Below are 21242 nucleotides of genomic sequence, written 5' to 3'. Positions count from 1 at the left end.
GGTGCTTGTTGATTCAAGTGTTATAGTAGTATAAATCATTTTAGTTAAAATTAAAATTTATACTATGACAAGACAAGAATTTTTCAAATTAGCCGGAGTTGGTGCTGCAGCCGCAGTTGTTTTACCCGCATGTTTTGCAGGAGGTTTAGTTACCAGTTGCCGAGAAGAAGACGGTAATGTAACTCCAAGTCCCACAAATGTAGATTTTAATGTAGATGTATCTTCAGGAAGTCTCGCTACAAATGGTGGTTTTATGGTCAGCAATGGAATTGTAATCGCAAGAACAAATACCGGAAGTTTTTTAGCAGTTTCTGCAGCTTGTACGCATCAAGGAACAAATGTGAATTACAATGCGTCTGAAAATGATTTTGTTTGCCCAAATCACGGTGCAAAGTTTAGCAGTAATGGTGCTGTTACAAATGGTCCTGCAAGTAAAAATTTGACGAGTTACAAAACTACGCTCACTGGAACAACGTTAAGAGTGTTTTCTTAAAATTACAATCAACTTATTTCACATAATTTATTAAAAAGATAATTAGATCACCTATTAAATTTCAAATATTCAAACTATATGCTTAAGAAAATAATTACCGCTATTCTCCTATTAGGATTCTCCCTTTTTGGTGCTTATTACTACTTCTCCTATCATTACGGAGTAAAAAATTATGAAACGGCAACTGCAGATTTTACAACAACTTCAGAGGGTTTAAAAGCAGAATTTGTAAAAAATGAAACGGCGGCAACCCAAAAATACCAAAGTAAGGCCATGATTGTAAATGGAAAAATTACAAGTATTGTTGGATCTACTATTTCTTTCGATGGAGTAGATTGCATTTTCACCTTAGCAGAAAAATCTTTAAAAATTGGTGATAAAGTTTCCTTAAAAGGCAGATTGGTTGGCTATGACAGTCTTTTAGAAATTGTAAACATCGACCAATGTTCTGTAGTAAAATAAAAAAATAATTAATTATGAATTTAAAAAAAATAAGCTGTAGCTTTTTGCTATTAGGATTTTTCGCATTTTCTTTTGCACAAGAAAAGGATGATCTTATGAAATCTTTGGACAGTGCAAATGTCAATGAAAAAATTACAGTAGACGCCTCGAACGCTTTCAAAGCATTGCAGGTAGTTAATATGCAATCCACCAAAACGCCAGCAAAAAAAGAGTTTTATCTTATAGTTTCTCACAGGTTTGGAGCTTTAGGAGGAGAAGATGTTAACTTTTTTGATAATTTCTTTGGTTTTGATAAGGCGACAACAAAATTAGGAATGATATACGGTATGACTGATTGGTTATCATTTGGAGCATCCAGATTAACTCCGAAATTATATGAAGCAACAGTAAAATACCGAATCATCAACCAAAAAGAAGAAGGGTCACCGGTAACTTTGGTAGGATATCATACTTTAAATATGGACACTTCTTTGAAACAAGCAGTATATCCTAATATTATGTTTAAGGATAAGCTGTCTTTCTCCAATCAATTATTAATTTCTAGAAAATTAAATGATCGATTTTCCTTAGAATTAGCAGGAATATGGGTTCATAAAAATTTAATAGATCCAACGATGGAATCTAAAGATATGCAAATAATTTCTGGTGGTGGTAGAGTGAAAATTAGCAAAAGAATGAGCATTAATGGCGAATACGGACTTCGATTAAACCCAGTAAGCTCCTCTACTTATAAAAACCCTGTTTCTGTAGGTTTAGATATTGATACCGGTGGTCACATTTTCCAACTTGTTTTCTCTAACAGCCAAAGAATGAATGATGTAGGATATTTCACCAATACTTCTGGAGACATTAGTAAAGGAGGTGTCTTCTTTGGTTTTAACATGTACAGAGTATTTTAACAATCAATAAAATTTAAATAAAAAATGAAAAAAATAATCATTTCTTGTATCGTTTGTACTGTAATTTTATACTCTTGCGATACCAGAACCTACGAAGATATTTCAGGACCACCTGTTGCAAATATTACTTATACCAATAGCATCAAACCAATTATGAATGCTAATTGCACCAGTTGTCATTCCCCAAATGGAGGACAATCTCCTTACTTGGATAATTATGACGATGTAAAATCTAACATTAATTTAATTTTAGAAGATTTAAATAGTGGAAGTATGCCACCAAATGGACCTTTATCTTCTACAACAATACAAACAGTGCAATCTTGGAAAGATGCAGGAACGCCACAATAAATAACAATTTAACAACAATTACAATGAAAATATTTAACAAAATAATCCTTCTGTTCTCAATTATTTTAGCCACCAATTTTACTTTTGGGCAAAAAATAGTTACAAAATCCGGACAAGTAAAATTTTTAGCATCTAATGCAAGTGCTTTAGAAGAGGTTTCGGCTACCAATAGTTCAGTTTCAGCGGTAATGGATAGTAAATCTGGCGCTGTTGCAATACAAGCATTAATCAAGAGTTTTAAATTTAAAATCCCTTTGATGGAGGAACATTTTAATGAAAACTATTTAGAGTCTGATAAATTTCCTAAAGCTACTTTTTCTGGTAAAATTGCAAATTTTGATGCTTCCAAAGTAAATGCAACCAAGAAATCTTATGATGTAGAAGGCGATTTTTCTTTACACGGTGTTACTAAACACATCAAATTTCCTGCAATGATTTCTAAAGAAAATGGAAAAACACTCATTGTATCTACTTTTGGCATTAAACCAGAAGATTATAACATTAAAATTCCTTCTTTAATAAAACAAAAAATCACAGAAAATTCCAAAATTTGGGTGAATTTTAGTTTCTAAAAATAACAATTAAATAATATCATTATGAAAAAAAACTATTTTAAAGGACTTGCTTTATTGCTATTATCCTTATCGTCTATCGTATTTGCGCAAACTGCGGGTACGCTTACTTTTACCTTCACCACTCCGAAACACACAACAGGAAATTATGTTTCAGATGGAAGGTTTGTACTTGCAGCCTGGGTAGAAACTTCTGCTGGAGTATTTGTGAAAACCAAAATGAGATATGTTGGTGGAAATACAGATGACCATCTTCCAGTTTGGGGAACCGCTGCGGGTTGTGTAGATCCAACTGCTGTTTTGGGCACAACTGGTTGCAATATTACAGATGCAACAACAGGAGCTACCCTTACATCATTTTTATCAAAAAGTTTTACTTGGGATGGTAAAAATGTATCCGGTACTTCCAATGGGACATTAGTTGCAGACGGAACTTATCGAGTGGCAGTTCAAGAAACTTGGGGACACTCTTCAAATACAGCAACACGATATTTTACATTTACGAAAGGACCATCGCAAGATTCACAAACTCCTACCTCAGATAACAATTTCACAGGTATTACTTTAAAATGGACCCCTTCTTCATTGGCTACGGTAGATGTAAATGGTGCAAAATCGACGAATCAAATTTATCCTAATCCTGCTAATAATAATTTTTCGATTGCTAATAACGAACTTGTTTATGAAGTAATTTTATATGATGCTACAGGAAGATTTATAAAATCTCTGGGCAAAGCCGATAAATATAATATTTCTGACTTAAAAAATGGAGTATATTATGTAGAATTGAAATCTGAAAAAACAAAACTTCCGCTTCAGAAATTAATTAAAAACTAATTTTTTTATTTCTATAATCTCAAAGACCTTTTAGTAATCTAAATATATTAATTTCTTGTGTAATTTTATGCAAGAAATTAATTTTAAAGTATTGTGAGCAACTTTATAAATTTAAAATCATACTAAATTCATGAAAAACATAACGCAACTTTTTTTTATCATATTATTTGGTACAACTTACGGGCAACAATTGGTAAAATTTGAAGGATTCGCGCAAGGAACAACGTATCATATCTCTTATTACGATGCGCAAAATAGGAATCTACAACCAGAAATTGATCAAATATTGCAAGATTTTGATCTTTCAGTTTCCACTTATAATCCGAAATCCATTATTTCTAAAATTAATAGAGACGAAAAAAGGATAAAAGTAGATCAGTATTTTAAAACATGCTTTAAAAAAGCCAAAGAAGTTTGGAAAAATACCAATGGCGCATTTGATCCTACAGTTTATCCATTAGTGAATGCTTATGGTTTTGGACCAGGAAGAAAAATGAAAAATGAAAATAAAATTATTGATAGTATAATGCAATTTGTGGGTTTTGAAAAAATTGTTTTAAGGGGGAATTATGTTAAAAAAACAGATCCAAGAGTTGGATTAGATTTTAATGCATTTGCACAAGGATATTCTGTAGATGTAGTTTCTGATTACTTAAAATCTAAAAAAATAACGAGTTTTATTGTAGAAATTGGGGGAGAAGTATATGCAAACAACTTGAAACCAGACAATCAACCGTGGACTGTAGGTATAGAAAAGCCGATAGAAAATAAAGAAGACACTAATCCTTTGAAAGCGGTGGCAAAATTAGAAAATTTGGCGATTGCCACTTCTGGTAATTATAGAAGATTTATCGTTGAAGACGGCATTAAATATGTACATCACATTGATCCGAAAACAGGTTATCCTACGAAAAACAATCTTTTAAGTGCTTCTATTTTCTCAAAACAATGCATCAGTTCTGATGCCAATGCAACCGGAGTTTTGGTATTGGGCTTAGAAAAAGCAAAATTGTTTTTGTCAAAACATCCAGAATTACAAGCCTATTTAATTTATTCTGATGAAAACGGAAATTATAAAATTTACGAAACAGAAAAAATAAAGGATATCATCGAAGGAATTCCATAAAAAAGACCTTAGATTAGTTTGCCAAAATTATATTTATAAAAATTCCAAAACTAAAAATCGACCACTGCATTAATCCATTTATTCAAAGAAAAATCTTCAATTCCAAAGAAAAAAAATCTACATCATCTGGTTCAATTTTTTATATGCAAAAGCAAATTGGGATTAGCTATTTAGAAACGTTTTAATTATTTAAAATCAGCTATCGAATAGTTGAAATACCTTGATTTTTAAGTCTTATAGTACTTCTTTAGGCAATCTTTAGATTTAATTAATCCAATCCAAATTCTGATTTTATAATCTTTGTAAAAATATTTACAAATGATTAGTGCCACACATTTACACGCAATGGTAATCCATTTTCCGATAGCATTACTTCTTATCGGATTTCTTAGCGAAGTAACTGGATTTGTTTTAAAAAAAACATTTTTCAATAAAACAGCATTTTACCTCTTAATTTTAGGTACTTTTGGTACAATTGCATCCTATCTATCAGGAAGTTCTGCTGGTGAAGGTATGGAAGGCGGAACATTAGGTAAAGCAATTGAACTACACGAAAATGCCGCAGTAATAACGCTTTGGCTTGCAATAATTACCTCAATATTATACATTGTCGCTAATTGGTTGAAGTATTCAAACAAATGGATTAAAGTCGCCTGTGTTGTATTATTTGCTTCTGTAATTTGTGGTGTTTCTCGCACTGCATATTTAGGTGGACAATTGGTTTACCAGCACGGAGCGGGTGTAGAATTAGCATTACCAGATTTTAATGAAAAATAGATTAAAACTTTAAAAAATAATTAGCAATGAGAATTTTAATTGTAGAAGACGAATCGGCTATATCTGGTTTTTTAAAAGAAGGACTTGAGGAAGAAGGTTTTGCTGTAGATGTTGCTGATAATGGAAGAAAAGGTTTAGAACTGGCTTTAGATTTTGTAGATGAATACGATGTGATGCTCCTCGATTGGATGCTTCCGGGTGTGAGTGGAATAGAAATTTGTAGAAACGTTAGAAAAGTAAATCAACAAGTGCCGATTATTTTTTTAACCGCAAAAGATACAGTAGATGATACCATTTTCGGATTAGAAACTGGCGCAAATGATTATCTAAAAAAACCTTTTGCTTTTGAAGAATTATTAGCAAGAATTAGAGTTTTAATGAGAAATAAAACTGGCGAACAATCCGTATTTACAGTTGGTAACATCCAAATGGATATTGATGCGCATCAAGTAATTAAAAACGGGAAACAAATTATATTAACTCAAAAAGAATTCGGTTTATTAGAATTATTACTTCGCAATAAAGGTAAAGTTTGTCGCCGTTCCAGAATTATGGAAAAAATTTGGGACATTCATTTTGATAAAGACACCGCAGTGATTGATGTTTTTATCAACACTTTGCGTAAAAAATTAGATACTGAAAACGAAGAATCAATTATAAAAACCATCAGAGGAGTTGGATACATCATTAATGACTAAGAATGAAATTTAGTTTTAAAAAAAGAATTGCTTTTTATAATTTATTTGCGATAGCTTCCTTAACAGCAGTCGCATTTATAGCTATTTATAGTGTGGTCTATTATACTTCTTATAAACATTTAGATGATGACATAACGACTGAAAAAAGAGAAGTTTTTGCCAATTTAGATTGGGATGATCACCAAATCATAGTAAATAAAATACCCGAATGGCAAGAAGCAGAGCACAAGCAAATAGAAGTAAATCCAACATTTATTCAAATAGTAGATGTAAACGGAAATAGCGTATTCAAATCGGTTAATTTACAAGACGATCACTTCCTTTTTAATCCAAAAAATACAACGGTAGTTTTTTATAACTCTACCATCAATGAACAAAAAATCAGACAAGGACAATTTCCTGTTTTTAATGATCATCATAAAATAATTGGTCAACTCACTATTGGAATTTCGCAACAAGAATCCTACAATGTTTTGCATAATTTGATGATCATTTTAATCATTACGTATGTTATTATTTTATTGATGCTCTATTTTATTATGTCATTTGTGGCTTCCAAAGCCATTGCACCCATTCATCAATTGATTAATTCTGCTTCACAAATTAATTATACCAACATTAATTCTCGATTGCCATTACCCGAAAATCAAGACGAAATACACCAATTAGCAACTACTATAAATCAATTGTTAACCAGATTAGAAAATAGTTTTTACCAACAAAAGCAATTTACATCAGATGCTTCACACGAAATGCAAACACCTTTGACGGCAATTAAAGGAATTATAGAAGTGCTTTTAAGAAAACCACGAACTGCCGAACAATATGAAGCGAAAATGCAAGAAGTATTGCGTCAAACCAATAGATTATCACAATTACACGACCAATTATTACAGTTGGCCCGGTTGGAATCAAGTGTTTTAAAAGCAAATTATGAACAAATTGTTTTACGCAATGTCGTTGCAAAAAGCGTCCTCAATCACGAAACATTTGCCGGTGAAAACAGCATTCTCCTCAAAAATACTATTCGCGAAGAAATTTCAGTTTTAGCAGATCCAATTTTGTTAGAATTAATAGTAGACAACCTGATTTCTAATGCCATTAAATACAATAAAATAAATGGATCTGTAAATATTGCCTGGAATTCATTAGAAAAAATACTGTCCGTTTCAGACGAAGGAATTGGAATTGAAACCGATAAATTACCCTTATTGTTCAATCGTTTTTACAGAGTAGACGATTCCAGAAATTCTCAAATACCTGGAAACGGAATTGGTCTTTCTATCGTAAAAAGATTGTGCGAAGTACAAAACATTTCCATTACTGTAAAAAGTGTCAAAAATCAAGGCACTACATTCTACTTACAGTTCATTTCCTAAAAAACTTTAGTTGATTTTAAGATTTCACTTAGAAAGGTAAAAGACAGCCCAGATTACCTTTGTCGTATAAATAATCTTAAAAATCAATTAAATTATGAAAGCGCAAATTTTAACAATCGCATTACTTTTAGGAACCTTAAGTTTTACTTCTTGTAAAAAAACCGAAGGAAAATCAACAGAAAATCAAGCAACAACTGAATCGACTAACCGAGTTGAAGTTTCACCGAAGGAAAAAGATTCTGCAGAAACAAGAATTGCTGAAGCCAAAGAGAAATCTTCTGAAAAAGGAGAAAAAAAGGAAAATGAAGCAAACGAAAAAAACGATAAAGATTAATCCCAAAATTTAAAAAAATATAGAAATTATGAAATCACTAAATCGCAAATATTCAGTAAATAATTTTTTTAGCCGTAGCGAAAAAAAGTTAGTCTTAGTAAGTCTTTTTTTGGTTGCCGTTTTTTCATTAAACGCTTGTAGCAAAGCAAATGAGAACAGCAATGAAATGAAAAATCCAACAGAAAAAGGAGCAAATAATACAGAATCTTCAACGCAAAAAACAATGACTATGGAAGAAGCAAAGGCAAAAACAATCAACAATATGCAAGATGCATTTAATGGAGAATCAAATGCAACCGCTCGTTACGCTGCGTTTTCTAAAAAAGCCAATGAAGAAGGTTTTAAAGAAATTGCATTGCTGTTCAAAGCAGCGTCTTTGGCGGAAAGTATACACGCTAACAACCACAAAGCAGTTTTAGAAGAAATGGGAGTTGCCGTTAAACCTGCAGTGCTTGACGTTAAGGTTCAATCTACAAAAGAAAACTTAGAATTTGCTATCAAAGGAGAAACCTACGAAGCTACAACCATGTATCCTAATTTTCTAAAAGATGCCGATGCAGCAGGAAATCAATTGGCATTAATTAGTTTAAACTATGCGTACAAAACAGAAAAAAAACATAAAGTATTTTATGAAAATGCATTAGCAGCTTTAAACAATAATACGACAAATACATTAGCTTCGACTTATTTCGTTTGTCCAACTTGTGGTAATACTTATGAAACAACAGCACCAAAACGTTGTGGAATTTCAATGACGAGTGGAGAACGATTTATTAAAGTTAATTCACTTTAAAATATAGAAATCATGGATCAAACACACATTCACTTATTAATTACGCATCTTCCAATATTTGGTTCACTTTTAGGAACTTTAGTTTTAGGATTTGGTATTTGGAAAAAAAGCAGTACTACAAAAATCGCAGCACACTACTTACTAATTATTTCAGCTATTGGCGCATGTATAGCTTATATTACAGGAGAAGCAGCTGAAGAAACTGTTGAAAATATACAAGGCGTTTCAGAAAATGTGATTGAGCAACACGCAGATTTTGCAATATATGCACTAATCGCTTTAATAGCAGTGGGAATTTTCTCTCTAATAAACATTTATCTCGAGTACAAAAAAAATGGTTTCCCAAAATCGGCGACAACAATAACCTTGGTTTTAGCAATGATTAGTTTTGTTTTAGTAGCCAGAACCGGTTATCTTGGAGGTCAAATACGCCACGCAGAAATCACATCAAATACAACTCAAAATGCAATTGATCAAGGAGGAGAACAAGATGATGATGATTAAAAAAAGTCAGAAATCTGCAAAATTATAACAATGAAACAAAAGCGATTCAATAGAAGCGCTTTTGTTTATTAATATTAGAAATTTATATTTCAAATAGTTAGAAAACAAATAATTACATTCTTTATTATAATTAAAAAAAAATAATGTGATAAGATTTTACATTAAAAAAGCAAAATAAAACAACTAATAATTTTAAAAGAATGAATAAACCGATAACAATTGATCACTATTTAGACAACCATTATATCCACAGAAGCAATTGGTTAAGAGCCGCTGTTTTGGGTGCAAATGATGGTATCATTTCTATTTCAAGTTTAGCGATTGGTATAGCTGCAGCAAGTTCTACAAGAGAACCTATAATTTTAGCAACTGTAGCAGGACTTGTAGCTGGAGCTTTATCCATGGCTGCAGGAGAATATGTTTCAGTAAGTTCTCAAACCGATACCGAAAAAGCAGACATTGAAAGAGAAATTCAAGAATTACGAGATATGCCAGAAGAAGAAAACGAATTAGTATGATTGTATTGGTTTTGGCACCATATAACCGGCACCGGGTACCAAAAACCTCTGTAATTATTGCAGAGGTTTTTTTATATCAAATTTTCTCCCCCAGTCAATACATTTTTGAACTCTTTTTTTTCAGACCTACATCTTTTTTTAAAGCTTTTCCTGATTAAAATAATCAATAAAATACACTATTTACCATCTTTTAAACTGATTTCTGTCATTTTTTTCTAAATGTCTGTTTAATTTAATGTTAATAAAATTTAACATTTTTCCCCTTTTTTAACATTTGCGCTAATAGATTGTATTTATAACATAATTAGTTTTAAATAATATTTAAATTCATTATGAAAATGACAATATAATTGTCTAATAAGATATAAATCATCTAAATTTTTGAGTTATAAATTTAATAATTCATAATTAACATCTTATCTTTACACTATAATTGGAGAAAGAAATACAGAAATATTAAAATTTAGAAATAATGAAAAATTTAGCAAAATTCGAAACAATTGTTCTCGGGCTCGGATTACTCTCCGGAATGGCCTTCGGACAAAAAATCAGCAGTAACAATGTCAGAACAGTCGTTTCAGGAACTTCAACCTTACACAATTGGGAAATGACCTCTGCAACCGGAACATTCTCTGGAATGGTTTCCGGCAACTCTATTCAGGATGTTCAATATGTAATGAATGTTAAAACCCTGAAAAGTGGAAAAGGAGCGATGGATTCTAATGCTTATAAAGCTTTGAAAGCTGATAAACATCCGAATATCACCTTTACCGCATCGTCTGTAAATATCGGAAAAGGAACAATGACCGGTAAATTAACAGTTACTGATGTGACTAAAACAATTAATGTTCCTGTTAACATCACAAAAAACGGAAACTCTTATACCGTTTGGGGAACACTAACTATAAAAATGACTGATTACGGCGTGACTCCACCATCATTTATGATGAACACTGTTAAAACCGGAAATGAGATAACCATTACCGTCAACGCAGTAACAAAGTAAAACAAACATTCAAACAGTAAATAATTAAAATTAAGGATATGAAAACTATGTTAATTAAAGCATCAATGCTTGCAGTTTTGGTCACAGGAATCAACTTTGTCGGCGCACAGGAAACCGCTTCAACTTCCATGAGAGATTATTTGGCTCCAGAGAAATCTGCCCGAAATGTATTTGAAGATCCAAAAGGAGAGTCTCCGGATTATGACGGTGTAAAAGTAGTGGTAGGTGGTGATTTTGCTTTGCAGTTTCAAGCACTTGATCACTCAACAAGCGCTCCTTCTCTTGGAGTAGTTACCGGGACCACAACACCAAACACTTTGCAGGTGATGGGAAGCGACTTCAACCTTCCTACTGCGAACTTAGATATCAATGCTTATTTGGCGAAAGGTCTGAAAATGCATTTAAGAACTTATCTTTCTGCACGTCATCATAACGAAGCGTGGGTAAAAGGAGGATATATTCAGGTTGACAATTTAGATTTTATCAAAGAAGGTTTTGCCGCAAACATTATGAAATATGCGAGGGTAAAAGTGGGGATGGATGAAATCAACTACGGTGATACGCACTTTAGAAGAACCGATAACGCAGAAGCGATCAACAACCCATTCGTAGGAAACTATATTATGGACAGTTTTACAACAGAGGCTTTTGGAGAGGGTTATGTGTTCTACAATAATTTCTTAGGAGTTCTGGGAGTTTCTAATGGAAAATTGAATCAGACTCCTGTTAAAGGGAACAACTGGAATTCACCTTCAGTATATGCCAAAATTGGATATGACAAACAAATGACGAAAGATCTGAGAGTTAGAATTACCGGTTCTTACCTTCAGACAAATGGTGGTAATACCGCGAATTTATATAGCGCAGACAGAGCGGGATCAAGATACTATTACGTACTTCTTACTCAAAATGATCTGATGGGAATGAATAATCAGTCAACAGGTAGATTTAACCCAGGATTCAAAAAAATGCAGGCGTTCCAGGTGAATCCTTTCATTAAATATCAGGGACTTGAATTCTTCGGAGTTTACGAATATGTAACTGGTGTCAAAGCGCTTACTTCACCTTCCAGAGGTTCTTACACTCAACTTGGAGGAGAACTACTATACCGATTAGGTGGCCACGAACAATTCTACTTAGGTGGAAGATATAATACAGTGACTGGTAAAGATAATGATACAGCTTCTGAAAGAAAAATCGACAGACTGAATTTAGGCGGTGGTTGGTTCATGACCAAAAATGTACTTGCAAAAGTGGAGTATGTTACTCAGAAATATAATGATGATGCAGTTTGGGGAGCAACAAGTGCTCTAAGAGGCGGTAAATTTAATGGATTGATGCTCGAAGCAACAATAGGTTTCTAATTTTTTTTATTTCTTGAAAGAGGGGTTGCAATGATCCCTCTTTCTTTTTTTTTAAATATCATGAAAAATAAAATATTCACCATACTCTTGATCATCTTTTCAGTGATGGTGTTTGCGCAGAAAAATTCGGTTGAAATTGATGGTTGGACGAATGTTAATACTTTCAAATGTACCAATGATAATTTCAAAATGCCGGCTTCGATCAGTGCGACTCCTGAAAATCAAATGCCGAATATTCACCTAAAAGTGGAAGATTTCAACTGCAGAAACAAAATGATGACCGCTGATTTCAGAAAAACTTTAAATGCGGAAAAATATCCGCTTTTTACGATCAGATTTTTAGAATTCAAAGCAGTTAGTAATAGATTCTCAGCAATTGTAGAAGTCAAAATGATGAACGTTTCTAAAAAATATACCATCGAATTTAGTGAATACAACAAAAGTCTCGTCGGAAATAAAAGATTGAAATTCTCAGATTTCAATATCACACCACCGAAAAAGATGGGCGGAATGATTTATGTAAAAGACGATGTTGATTTACTTTTCAGTCTCGCAATTAAGAATTAATTTTTTCAACTAAATTTTTTTCTAAACTCTCTTTTAAAGGGAGTTTTTTTTTGCGTAAAATTGATCTTAAAAAATATTTCAACGAAATTTTAATAGATCAAAACCGCAATTATTTATAATGCTGAAAAATCCCAAAATCACTTGCCGTCCAGAATGCTGCTTTTTGTCCAGCTACAATTAGACCTTTGTTCGCCCACGTATTGCAGGTATTCAGAAAACTGTAACTTCCTTTGGCATCGTAGAAAGCATCGTTTTTACTGTAAACTGCATCGGTTTTTATAAGGATAGTATTTCCGTTTTTGTCGTGATCGAATTTATTTTGAATAAAATCAATCAATGCCAAGTATTGATCATGCGTCAACATAATTTTTTTACAATCTTTTCCTTCTGTCATTTTATCGTAAAAAGTACAGTGCATCGCAGATTCATTCAGCCAAAAAGCGGCCTTAAATGCTGTTGAAACTTTTAGATCAGCCCACGTTGGCGTATCGAGATAGAAGCCTTTGTCGCCCCAACCGATGGATAGATAATTGAAATTGGTACTTTTTGATACCGTATTTTCAAAAGGAACTTCTTTGCTCCAGTCGATTTCTGCAGTTTTGATGGGAACGACCAGATCGGTATGAACGCCGTTCGTTAAAATATAAGCTGTGATATTTTTAGGTTCGTGAACTTCTTTTGCCGGAACTTCAATGTATGGAATAAAAAATGCGAACAATACATAAATTGCGATCAATGCGATGATTGCCCAGATCGTTTTAAGAATGACAAGGATAAATTTCTTCATTTTTCAAAAGTAATAAAATTTATTTACTCAGAAATTGAATGTTCCTTTTTAAACCGGCAAACTTCGTTCGTTTTACGGGCGATCTCCGAAAAATTTCTGAGAAAAGTTCCTGCGTAAGCTCTTTCCAATCTTCTTTTCTATAGGTTTGAAGAAAAGTATTAGGTTTAAATTTTTCCTGCTGATGAGGCAACGAAAAACGATTCCAGGGACAAACATCCTGGCAAATGTCACAACCAAACATCCAGTCCTCCATTTTATCTTTAAAACTTGCGGGAATTTCATCCTTCAGTTCAATCGTCGCGTAGGAAATACATTTACTGCCATCAATAATTTTGTCAGACACAATGGCATCGGTGGGACAAGCTTCAATACATTTTGTACAAGATCCGCAGTGATCAGTTCTTGCATGATCCTCCAGAAGATCGAGATCGCAAATGATTTCTGCCAGAAAATAAAAAGATCCGCTCTGTTTGGTGATGAGGTTTGCATTTTTCCCGACCCAGCCAATCCCCGATTTTCTCGCCCAGCTTCTTTCTAAAATCGGAGCTGAATCCGTAAAGACCCGACATTGAAAATCACCAATTTCATCCTTTAGTTCGGCAACCATTTCCTGCATGATCTCTTTAATGATTTCATGATAATCTTCCCCATATGCATATTTAGAGATCTTAAAGCTATTGATCGTGGGCAACTTTTCTTCCGGGAAATAATTATAAGAAAGCGAAATGACAGATCTTGAACCTTCAACAAGCAGAGTAGGATCAAGTCTTTTATCGAAATGATTTTCCATGTAAGACATTTTCCCGTGGTGATCATTCTTTAGCCACTTTTCCAAAGCGACGGCGTCATTTTCTAAAAAACCTGCACGGGAAATTCCACAATCCTGAAAGCCAAACTTTTTTGCTTTGGCTTTAATCAGGAGTGAATATTTTTCTGCGGTCGAATTCATTTTTGATATTGCAAAACTAACATTATTTCATAAATTTGCTTCTAAGGATTTAAGATCTTACAGTTTTAATTTCTAAGAATTTCCGGAATAAATAAATCTAAAATAAAATTATGATGTCAATAGAAGAAGTACTAAAAGCAGGAAACTATCATTTGATCGACGTTCGCGAACCTATGGAACTCGAAATGGATGGCAGTATTGAGGAAGCACAAAATATTCCCTTAGGCGAAATTGAAGACAGAAAGCAGGAAGTGACCAATTTAGCAGGAAATAAAATTTTCTTTTGCAGAAGCGGAAACAGAAGCGGAAAGGCAGTTGAATATTTCAAATCGGAAGGAATGACCGATGTTTACAATGGAGGCGGTTATAATGACATGATGAAGCAGCTAGAAAATCTGTAATATCATTTCAACAATATTGAAGAGTCAAATTTTATAATTTGACTCTTTTTTTATGTTTTACTTAAAAAATAGATTACAAATTCCGTTAAACATTACATAAATATTTAAATGCTTGTTTAATTAATTATGAAATCTATTTCGTTGATAACCAGTTTATTGAGTAATTTAAAGCTTTTTAAACAGGGCGTATTTTAGATTTTGGCACGATTTTGACAAGTAACCCTTCTGTAAAATTAAAAATTTAGATATTATGAAATCAATGAAGAAAACAATCCTTGCTTTAGGATTAATGACAGTAGGACTAGTAAGTGCTCAGAATTCTGACATGAGAAACATGCTAAAAGTTGGTATTAATGGAGGTTTAGCAGTTCCTGCAGAAAATGCTTCTGCAACTTTAGGTTTAGACCTTGCTTACCAGAACTTGGTAACTCCAGGTTTCGGTTTAGGGATCGCAACCGGTTATACTCACTTTTTTGGGAAAGATAACAATGGAATCAAAAACAATGATTTCGGTGTAGTTCCTGTAGCAGCTTTGATCAGAATTTATCCAAAACAAATGGGATTCTATTTAGGAACTGATATCGGTTACGGTTTTATCGTAGGTGATAAAAATGTTGCTTCTAACGATCTTGCAAATACACAAAGACCTGATGGTGGTTTTTATATCAAACCAGAAATCGGATACCACAACAAGGACTGGAATTTTGCAGTACAGTATCAAAAAACCTTCACAGGTGACAAAGGAGAGATTGGAAACCAAAAATACAGCGCAGGTTCTGTTGGTGTAGGTGTTGGTTACAATATTCCACTAGGAAAATAATTTCGTCAACAGTAATGTTTCGACGTCAATAACATAAAAACCTTCTTAATTATTTTAAGAAGGTTTTTTATTTTTTCCTATATTTTTTAAAAACAATTATTATCTTTGGTTATTAACATAAAAGAAATGGAGAACAGAAATAAATTCAAACTTTTTTTACCTGCGCTTTCGGCTGCCTGCAACGATAATATTTCGTTGATTTCGGCTGATATTCGCCGTGACCAGACTTTTGTGGCACTTTTTGTTACCCAAAATGGAAAAGTAGTTTCAAAAAGAGAGGATATTTACAAAACCCAGGAATTTAGCTCGATTTCAGAAATAATTAAAAAGTTCGTATCAGATCATTCCCTCACCAATATCAGCAAAATTGCGATAGCTGTTCCCGGTCCTGTTATTGGTGGCAGAAGTGAGCCGCCGCGTTTACCGTGGAAAGTTGATGCTGAAGAAATTAAGAGAGAAACGCAAATTGGAAAAGTTTATCTGATCAATGATTTAGAAGCTTCCGCGTATGGTCTAGGAAATGCTGACGACAGTTATCTAACCCTTCATAATTCTGATGATTTTGCTGCCGGAAATATAGCGCTTTTATCTCCGGGAGATGGTTTAGGTGAAGCTGGATTATTTTATGATGGCAATTCTCTACGCCCTTTCGCAACAGAAGGTGGTCATTGTGAATTTTCTCCCAGAACTACAGATGAGGTAGAGTTTTACCAGTTTCTTCAGAAAATTTATGGTATTGTAAGTTGGGAATCTGTTCTTTCAACTTCCGGATTATTCAATATTTACCGTTTTTTAAGAGACGTAAAACAGCAGAAGCAACCCGATTGGCTAACTCAGGAAATTGAAGCAGGTAATTTTACGCAAGCTATTATTAATGGAGCTTTAGAACAAAGAGATCGTATCTGTAACATGACGATCGATACTTTCATTATTTTCTTGGCAAGAGAGGCAAATAGTTTGGTTTTGAAATTGAAAGCAACCGGTGGTCTTTTTTTAACGGGAGAAATACCAATTATGGTGGAGAAATTTTTGAATAATGACAAATTCTATAAAAACTTTATCATCAGCGATAAAATGGATTCTTTATTAAAAGATATCCCAATTTATCTGGTTAAAGATAAAAATACGATCATCAATGGAGCAGCTGTTTACGCGGCTTTTTCAGAAGAGTAAAATCTTCAAATATAAAATTTAAACTTCAGCAATTGCTGGAGTTTTTTGGTTTAAATTTGCACGTTTTTAAAACAATCTTTACAATGAAAAAATTGCTTCCATTTATATTTCTCTTTTTTACTTTCACCCTTTTTGCCCAAACTAAAAATATTATTTCTTCAGAAATCCGCTGGAAAGGTTATAAAACTTTGAAGGCAGAATCTCTTTCTCACAATGGCACCATTAAATTAAAATCTGGAAATCTTGTATTTAAAGACAACAACATTATTGGTGGAAATTTTGTTATGGATATGACAACAATGGATGCAGAAGATTTGAATGAAGACAAAAAGTTGAAGAAAATGTTTGAAAATCATCTAAAAAGTGATGACTTTTTCGACAGCGCAAAGTTTCCTGTTTCAACCTTTCAAATTAAATCGCTTAAAAAACTAAATAATCCTGCTTTTAATTATCAAATTAATGGCGTTCTGACCATCAAAGGGATTTCTAAAAACATTTCTTTTCCGGCTAAAATTTCCGATTTTAAAAATTTAACCACCATTACTTCGGCAAAATTCACATTTAACAGAAAAAACTTCGGTCTGCAATATAATATTTTCGAAGACATGCTCATCAGCAATGATGTTGAGATGAATATTACCGTGGTCGCAAAGTAAATTCTTAACATACATCAATAGGTTCTCACTTTTATAAGTCTATTTTTACTGCTAAATAATTAATGAAAATTAGAATGAAAAAATTAGTATTATTTGCTTTGGTAATCGGGAATTTAGCATTTGGTCAAACAAAAAAAGTTGTTGGCTCTCAAGTGAACTGGTGGGGTTATAAAATCGCAAAAACGGAAGCTTCTTCTCATAACGGAACTGTAAATTTGAAAGCAGGAAACATCGTGATGAAAGGAAACCAGGTTGTTGGCGGAACTTTCGTTTTAGATATGACTTCGCTTACTTCAACAGATTTAAAGGGAGAATATCAAACAAAACTGAATAACCATTTAAAAACCGGCGATTTCTTCGAAGTTGAAAAGCATCCAACAGCAAGTTATACGATCACTTCTGTGAAAAAAAATAACGACAAAGTATACAACTACATTGTTAATGGAAATCTTACTGTGAAAGGAAAAACAAATCCAGTTTCTTTCCCCGCAAAGATCGCTTACAGCAAAGGAGTTGTGAGTTTGGTTTCGAACAAATTTACTTTCGACAGACAAAAATTCGATATTGCTTATGCATCAACAATGCAGGACGTCCTGGTAAAAGATGATATCGACATGCTGGTAAAAGTGACCGCAAAATAATTTTGAAATAGATCATCAAAAAGAGCAGTTTTCACTGCTCTTTTTTTATTTTTACATAGTGAAATATCAGCACTTATTTAGTTTAAAAAAATTAAATTTTCACCGATCTTGTTATGAATAACAAAATGAAATTATACGTTATAAGCGGACTTGCTGCCGATTTTACCGTTTTAGAAAGAATAAAATTCCCCGAAAATTTAGAAGTTGTTTTTATTGACTGGCTCATTCCCACGAAAAAGGAAGCGTTTTCTCACTATGTTGAAAGAATGGCTGAAAAGATCGATGTGTCTGAACCTTTTTCTTTACTTGGATATTCTTTTGGCGGGATCATCGTTCAGGAAATCGACAAGATAAAACCCGCGGAAAAGATCGTCATTTTAGGAAGCATCAAATCTGACAAAGAAAAATCGAGATTCATTAAGTTAGGAGAGGTCACCAAAATTCCCCGTTATATGCCGGAAAGCATGTTTAATTTAAAGTCGATCATTATGTACTCAGTTGCCCGGAAATTAGTAGATCCCCGCAATCCAAAGCTGATGCAATATGTAAAAGTCACCGATCAGTATTATTTAAAATGGAGTCTGGAGCAAGTTTCTGCCTGGAAATCCGGAGTAAATCCAAAAGTGATTCAGGTTTTAGGAACCAAAGATATTGTCTTTCCCGTCAAATATTCCAAGCCTGATTACATTGTAGAAGGTGGAACGCATCTTTTCCCGGCCACAAAAGCGAAAGAAGTTTCGAGAATTTTAGAAGAAATCTTCAGTAAATAAATCTAATTTTAAACTGAACTCTTTAAAATTATTTTCCATCTAAATGATAATCTACAGTAGGTTTTTGGTGCTTTAAGACCAAATATAATTCAGCTGCAGCAAGCATTCCGATGGTTGGACACAACATATAAATCCAGAAATCAGTGTAAATATTTGCTGGAAAAGCACTCGCAATTGTTCGCGCCGGATTCATTCCAAAACCTGAAACCGGTCCTGCTACATAAACGTAAACGCCCACCAAAAAAGCAGATAAGTAAGGAACAGTTTTCGAGAATTTGGTATCTGAGACGAAAAGAACCATCGCTATCATTACAAAAGCCGTAGAAGTTTCCATTAAAGCAGCCTGCAAATCTGAAATTCCCTTTCCCGGAACAGTTACGACATAATTTACCGGCGGATCACTCAAAATTCTTCCCAATAAAAATTTCATTAAATAAACGGCAACGAGGCCGCCAATCGTTTGAAAAACAGAATACCAGATCAGTTTTTCTAAACTTAATTGTCCCAATCTCCATCGCATAATCGTAACCGAGGGATTAATAAAAGCTCCGGAAGGTGAAGTTAAAGGCGATAAAAATATCACAAGCGCAGTAGTTCCCATCGCAATCGCCATGATCAACAACCGAATTTTCGGATTCGAAATTCCAATATTAAAACTGGGATCACGATGTTCTAAAATGCTCGCAAAAAAACACGCAGAAACCATAAAAATGAAAAGTCCGAAACCTTCCATTAAAAAATCGGCGTAGTTTTTCTTTAGAACTTCAAACAATTTCGAGAGTTTAAATTAAAGATTTTAAATGTTCACCAACCCGGATCGCATTTGCAATAATGGTTAATGAAGGATTTACAGCGCCCGAACTTGGAAAAAATGAACCGTCAACAACATACAGATTATCGATCTCATGGGTTTTGCAATTCGTATCTAAAACCGAAGTTTCCGGATCTGTTCCAAACCGTAATGTTCCACATTGATGCGCAACTCCGGCCAACGGAATTTTTTTACTGATATTAATATTTTCTGGAAGGAATTTAATATCATCTTCCAGTTCGGTCAGAATTTTAGAGAATTTTTTTATTAAACGGTCAAAACCTTCCTCGTTATTAATGGTATAATTCAGGTGAATTTTTCCGTCTTTCCACATAACCCGGTTTTCCTGATCGGGTAGATCTTCTCCTGTAAACCACCAATCTACAGAGTGTTGAGCCATTTCAGATAAAATCTTTACAGGCGTGAAAATCGGAGCGTCATCGGTCAACATATAACGGTTGCTTTTTCCCATGAGCTGAATGCTTCCCATAGGAAATCCGAAATCTTCATCACCAAAGTAAAAGTCGGTCAACGCGATTGTTTTCTGAAATTTGGTCGGATTTTCTGTAAAAGAAATCGCAAGCATCGCCGCACTTTGATGCTTCATAAAGTTCCTTCCAACCTGATCGCTTTTATTTGCCAAACCATTCGGATGTTTTTCGTTTGCAGATTTTAAAAACAATGCCGCAGAATTAATGGCGCCGCAAGAAACAATAATTGTTTCCGCAGTAAAAGTGATTTTTTCTCCATTAATAACGGTTTCAACGCCACGTATTTGATCTCCTGCTTCGTTCGTAATCAATTTTTCTACCATCGCATCAATCATCAACGTAATATTTGAATCATGCATAATCGGTCGGATACAATTGATATCTGCATCTGCTTTCGCATGAAGCAAACACGGGAAACCGTCGCAAGTATCACATTTGATGCATAAACTTTCAACCCGATTTCTTTCGTTTAATTTAATTCCTAAAGGAATATCAAAAGGTTTCAAACCATAATTTTTCAGCGCAGTTCTTACATCTGCAATTCTGGGTTCATCCGCAACTCCTTCAAAAGGAAGCGGTTCTGAACGAAAAGGTTCTGTAGGATCTTCGCCTGTTTTGCCATGAACATCAAACAGTTTTTCTGCCTGATCGTAATATTTTTCAAAATCATCATATTTCAAAGGCCAACTTGGGGAAATTCCCGCACAATGCTGCAATTCACCAAAATCTCTTTCCCGCAAACGGAATAATGCTGCGCCGTAAACTTTGGTATTTCCACCAATCCAATAACCGGTTCCGGGATGAAGATCGTTGCCTTCTTTATCTTTCCAGACTTCTTTCGTATGGTATCTCTCTTCTTGAAAAACAGCGCCAGAATCCCAGTTCTCCTTTTCCTGAGGTAAAAATCCGCCCCGCTCTAAAATTAAAATTGATTTTCCGGTATCTGCTAAAACTTTCGCAATCGTTCCGCCACCTGCACCGGTGCCAATAATTATATAGTCGTAGTGTAAAAGCATGCTGTTTATTTCTATCAAAAGTAGCGATTAAAAAGATTTTTTTGGAA

General features: G+C 33.7%; 26 protein-coding genes and 1 pseudogene. 23 read left to right on the top strand and 4 right to left on the bottom strand.

Going from position 1 to position 21242, the window contains the following annotated elements; genetic code table 11:
* Window positions 1-64: 64 nt before the first annotated feature.
* From IV494_RS04780 to IV494_RS04700, 17 genes and pseudogenes are all read left to right on the top strand, one after another.
* A complete protein-coding gene (locus IV494_RS04780) occupies window positions 65-493 on the top strand; it encodes a QcrA and Rieske domain-containing protein (RefSeq protein ID WP_196079007.1) in 429 nt (142 codons plus the stop codon).
* A gap of 78 nt (window positions 494-571) precedes the next feature.
* Entirely contained in the window at window positions 572-955 is a 384-nt protein-coding gene (locus tag IV494_RS04775) for an OB-fold protein (RefSeq protein WP_196079006.1), read from the top strand.
* A 14-nt stretch (window positions 956-969) separates the two neighbouring features.
* Entirely contained in the window at window positions 970-1854 is an 885-nt protein-coding gene (locus tag IV494_RS04770) for a DUF5777 family beta-barrel protein (protein ID WP_230379906.1), read from the top strand.
* Between the two features lie 24 nt (window positions 1855-1878).
* Entirely contained in the window at window positions 1879-2205 is a 327-nt protein-coding gene (locus IV494_RS04765) for a cytochrome c3 family protein (protein ID WP_196079005.1), read from the top strand.
* Window positions 2206-2228: 23 nt separating this feature from the next.
* Window positions 2229-2777 (top strand): YceI family protein, encoded by a 549-nt coding sequence (locus IV494_RS04760; RefSeq protein ID WP_196079004.1) that lies wholly within the window; start codon window positions 2229-2231, stop codon window positions 2775-2777.
* Window positions 2778-2801: 24 nt separating this feature from the next.
* On the top strand, window positions 2802-3614 hold the full coding sequence (locus IV494_RS04755; RefSeq protein WP_196079003.1) for a T9SS type A sorting domain-containing protein: 813 nt from the start codon (window positions 2802-2804) through the stop codon (window positions 3612-3614).
* Between the two features lie 130 nt (window positions 3615-3744).
* The gene (locus IV494_RS04750) at window positions 3745-4740 is read left to right on the top strand and encodes an FAD:protein FMN transferase (RefSeq protein ID WP_196079002.1); all 996 of its coding nucleotides are present in this window, start codon (window positions 3745-3747) and stop codon (window positions 4738-4740) included.
* Window positions 4741-5058: 318 nt separating this feature from the next.
* Complete coding sequence (locus tag IV494_RS04745; protein ID WP_196079001.1) at window positions 5059-5517, top strand: DUF2231 domain-containing protein; 459 nt, start codon at window positions 5059-5061, stop codon at window positions 5515-5517.
* A gap of 26 nt (window positions 5518-5543) precedes the next feature.
* Complete coding sequence (locus IV494_RS04740; protein WP_196079000.1) at window positions 5544-6215, top strand: response regulator transcription factor; 672 nt, start codon at window positions 5544-5546, stop codon at window positions 6213-6215.
* A gap of 2 nt (window positions 6216-6217) precedes the next feature.
* Window positions 6218-7594: a HAMP domain-containing sensor histidine kinase gene (locus IV494_RS04735; protein ID WP_196078999.1), complete on the top strand. Its 1377-nt coding sequence runs from the start codon at window positions 6218-6220 to the stop codon at window positions 7592-7594.
* Window positions 7595-7688: 94 nt separating this feature from the next.
* A complete protein-coding gene (locus IV494_RS04730) occupies window positions 7689-7928 on the top strand; it encodes a hypothetical protein (RefSeq protein ID WP_196078998.1) in 240 nt (79 codons plus the stop codon).
* 28 nt (window positions 7929-7956) lie between these two features.
* Complete coding sequence (locus IV494_RS04725) at window positions 7957-8721, top strand: rubrerythrin family protein (RefSeq protein WP_230379904.1); 765 nt, start codon at window positions 7957-7959, stop codon at window positions 8719-8721.
* 12 nt (window positions 8722-8733) lie between these two features.
* On the top strand, window positions 8734-9225 hold the full coding sequence (locus IV494_RS04720) for a DUF2231 domain-containing protein (protein WP_196078997.1): 492 nt from the start codon (window positions 8734-8736) through the stop codon (window positions 9223-9225).
* Window positions 9226-9425: 200 nt separating this feature from the next.
* Window positions 9426-9740: pseudogene (locus IV494_RS04715) on the top strand (VIT1/CCC1 transporter family protein); the annotation flags it as partial.
* A 475-nt stretch (window positions 9741-10215) separates the two neighbouring features.
* The gene (locus IV494_RS04710; RefSeq protein WP_196078996.1) at window positions 10216-10749 is read left to right on the top strand and encodes a YceI family protein; all 534 of its coding nucleotides are present in this window, start codon (window positions 10216-10218) and stop codon (window positions 10747-10749) included.
* 38 nt (window positions 10750-10787) lie between these two features.
* Entirely contained in the window at window positions 10788-12113 is a 1326-nt protein-coding gene (locus tag IV494_RS04705; protein ID WP_196078995.1) for a hypothetical protein, read from the top strand.
* Window positions 12114-12173: 60 nt separating this feature from the next.
* Entirely contained in the window at window positions 12174-12680 is a 507-nt protein-coding gene (locus tag IV494_RS04700) for a YceI family protein (protein ID WP_196078994.1), read from the top strand.
* Between the two features lie 109 nt (window positions 12681-12789).
* Here IV494_RS04700 and IV494_RS04695 read toward each other — a convergent pair whose 3' ends face one another.
* Window positions 12790-13467 carry a TIGR02117 family protein gene (locus IV494_RS04695; protein WP_196078993.1) on the bottom strand — a complete coding sequence of 226 codons (678 nt, stop codon included), beginning with the start codon at window positions 13465-13467 and terminating at the stop codon, window positions 12790-12792.
* Window positions 13468-13486: 19 nt separating this feature from the next.
* Window positions 13487-14416, bottom strand: coding sequence for a tRNA epoxyqueuosine(34) reductase QueG (gene queG / locus IV494_RS04690; protein ID WP_196078992.1), 930 nt, complete (start codon window positions 14414-14416; stop codon window positions 13487-13489).
* 113 nt (window positions 14417-14529) lie between these two features.
* Between queG and IV494_RS04685 the strand changes: the two genes are divergently transcribed.
* The 6 genes from IV494_RS04685 to IV494_RS04660 all read left to right on the top strand — a co-directional run bounded on the left by IV494_RS04685 (window position 14530) and on the right by IV494_RS04660 (window position 18877).
* Window positions 14530-14817: a rhodanese-like domain-containing protein gene (locus IV494_RS04685; protein WP_196079490.1), complete on the top strand. Its 288-nt coding sequence runs from the start codon at window positions 14530-14532 to the stop codon at window positions 14815-14817.
* A gap of 250 nt (window positions 14818-15067) precedes the next feature.
* Complete coding sequence (locus tag IV494_RS04680; RefSeq protein ID WP_039352362.1) at window positions 15068-15637, top strand: hypothetical protein; 570 nt, start codon at window positions 15068-15070, stop codon at window positions 15635-15637.
* Between the two features lie 126 nt (window positions 15638-15763).
* Window positions 15764-16810, top strand: a complete 1047-nt coding sequence (locus tag IV494_RS04675) for a glucokinase (protein ID WP_196078991.1) — start codon at window positions 15764-15766, stop codon at window positions 16808-16810.
* A gap of 83 nt (window positions 16811-16893) precedes the next feature.
* Complete coding sequence (locus IV494_RS04670; RefSeq protein ID WP_196078990.1) at window positions 16894-17466, top strand: YceI family protein; 573 nt, start codon at window positions 16894-16896, stop codon at window positions 17464-17466.
* A 74-nt stretch (window positions 17467-17540) separates the two neighbouring features.
* On the top strand, window positions 17541-18107 hold the full coding sequence (locus tag IV494_RS04665; protein ID WP_196078989.1) for a YceI family protein: 567 nt from the start codon (window positions 17541-17543) through the stop codon (window positions 18105-18107).
* Between the two features lie 125 nt (window positions 18108-18232).
* Window positions 18233-18877 carry an alpha/beta hydrolase gene (locus tag IV494_RS04660; protein WP_196078988.1) on the top strand — a complete coding sequence of 215 codons (645 nt, stop codon included), beginning with the start codon at window positions 18233-18235 and terminating at the stop codon, window positions 18875-18877.
* Window positions 18878-18905: 28 nt separating this feature from the next.
* On the opposite strand, the gene IV494_RS04655 is transcribed toward IV494_RS04660, so the two are convergent.
* Both IV494_RS04655 and IV494_RS04650 read right to left on the bottom strand, forming a co-directional pair.
* Window positions 18906-19649, bottom strand: a complete 744-nt coding sequence (locus tag IV494_RS04655) for an aquaporin (protein ID WP_196078987.1) — start codon at window positions 19647-19649, stop codon at window positions 18906-18908.
* A 10-nt stretch (window positions 19650-19659) separates the two neighbouring features.
* Complete coding sequence (locus tag IV494_RS04650; RefSeq protein WP_196078986.1) at window positions 19660-21195, bottom strand: GMC oxidoreductase; 1536 nt, start codon at window positions 21193-21195, stop codon at window positions 19660-19662.
* Between the last annotated feature and the right edge of the window lie 47 nt (window positions 21196-21242).

Origin of the sequence: Kaistella gelatinilytica (assembly GCF_015679325.1) — a bacterium.
Lineage (GTDB): Bacteria > Bacteroidota > Bacteroidia > Flavobacteriales > Weeksellaceae > Kaistella > Kaistella gelatinilytica.
The sequence above is the reverse complement of the archived record's forward strand: the minus strand, read 5'-3'. Positions and strand labels throughout refer to the sequence as shown.

What these genes read in the sequence shown, in the direction of transcription:
- IV494_RS04695 (WP_196078993.1), bottom strand. Translation starts at nt 13,467, where the DNA reads ATGAAGAAATTTATCCTTGTCATTCTTAAAACGATCTGGGCAATCATC.
- IV494_RS04765 (WP_196079005.1), top strand. Translation starts at nt 1,879, where the DNA reads ATGAAAAAAATAATCATTTCTTGTATCGTTTGTACTGTAATTTTATAC.
- IV494_RS04680 (WP_039352362.1), top strand. Translation starts at nt 15,068, where the DNA reads ATGAAATCAATGAAGAAAACAATCCTTGCTTTAGGATTAATGACAGTA.
- IV494_RS04750 (WP_196079002.1), top strand. Translation starts at nt 3,745, where the DNA reads ATGAAAAACATAACGCAACTTTTTTTTATCATATTATTTGGTACAACT.
- IV494_RS04660 (WP_196078988.1), top strand. Translation starts at nt 18,233, where the DNA reads ATGAAATTATACGTTATAAGCGGACTTGCTGCCGATTTTACCGTTTTA.
- IV494_RS04705 (WP_196078995.1), top strand. Translation starts at nt 10,788, where the DNA reads ATGAAAACTATGTTAATTAAAGCATCAATGCTTGCAGTTTTGGTCACA.
- IV494_RS04720 (WP_196078997.1), top strand. Translation starts at nt 8,734, where the DNA reads ATGGATCAAACACACATTCACTTATTAATTACGCATCTTCCAATATTT.
- IV494_RS04675 (WP_196078991.1), top strand. Translation starts at nt 15,764, where the DNA reads ATGGAGAACAGAAATAAATTCAAACTTTTTTTACCTGCGCTTTCGGCT.
- IV494_RS04770 (WP_230379906.1), top strand. Translation starts at nt 970, where the DNA reads ATGAATTTAAAAAAAATAAGCTGTAGCTTTTTGCTATTAGGATTTTTC.
- IV494_RS04740 (WP_196079000.1), top strand. Translation starts at nt 5,544, where the DNA reads ATGAGAATTTTAATTGTAGAAGACGAATCGGCTATATCTGGTTTTTTA.
- IV494_RS04725 (WP_230379904.1), top strand. Translation starts at nt 7,957, where the DNA reads ATGAAATCACTAAATCGCAAATATTCAGTAAATAATTTTTTTAGCCGT.
- queG (WP_196078992.1), bottom strand. Translation starts at nt 14,416, where the DNA reads ATGAATTCGACCGCAGAAAAATATTCACTCCTGATTAAAGCCAAAGCA.
- IV494_RS04745 (WP_196079001.1), top strand. Translation starts at nt 5,059, where the DNA reads ATGATTAGTGCCACACATTTACACGCAATGGTAATCCATTTTCCGATA.
- IV494_RS04735 (WP_196078999.1), top strand. Translation starts at nt 6,218, where the DNA reads ATGAAATTTAGTTTTAAAAAAAGAATTGCTTTTTATAATTTATTTGCG.
- IV494_RS04710 (WP_196078996.1), top strand. Translation starts at nt 10,216, where the DNA reads ATGAAAAATTTAGCAAAATTCGAAACAATTGTTCTCGGGCTCGGATTA.
- IV494_RS04700 (WP_196078994.1), top strand. Translation starts at nt 12,174, where the DNA reads ATGAAAAATAAAATATTCACCATACTCTTGATCATCTTTTCAGTGATG.
- IV494_RS04650 (WP_196078986.1), bottom strand. Translation starts at nt 21,195, where the DNA reads ATGCTTTTACACTACGACTATATAATTATTGGCACCGGTGCAGGTGGC.
- IV494_RS04780 (WP_196079007.1), top strand. Translation starts at nt 65, where the DNA reads ATGACAAGACAAGAATTTTTCAAATTAGCCGGAGTTGGTGCTGCAGCC.
- IV494_RS04755 (WP_196079003.1), top strand. Translation starts at nt 2,802, where the DNA reads ATGAAAAAAAACTATTTTAAAGGACTTGCTTTATTGCTATTATCCTTA.
- IV494_RS04775 (WP_196079006.1), top strand. Translation starts at nt 572, where the DNA reads ATGCTTAAGAAAATAATTACCGCTATTCTCCTATTAGGATTCTCCCTT.
- IV494_RS04685 (WP_196079490.1), top strand. Translation starts at nt 14,530, where the DNA reads ATGTCAATAGAAGAAGTACTAAAAGCAGGAAACTATCATTTGATCGAC.
- IV494_RS04760 (WP_196079004.1), top strand. Translation starts at nt 2,229, where the DNA reads ATGAAAATATTTAACAAAATAATCCTTCTGTTCTCAATTATTTTAGCC.
- IV494_RS04730 (WP_196078998.1), top strand. Translation starts at nt 7,689, where the DNA reads ATGAAAGCGCAAATTTTAACAATCGCATTACTTTTAGGAACCTTAAGT.
- IV494_RS04670 (WP_196078990.1), top strand. Translation starts at nt 16,894, where the DNA reads ATGAAAAAATTGCTTCCATTTATATTTCTCTTTTTTACTTTCACCCTT.
- IV494_RS04665 (WP_196078989.1), top strand. Translation starts at nt 17,541, where the DNA reads ATGAAAAAATTAGTATTATTTGCTTTGGTAATCGGGAATTTAGCATTT.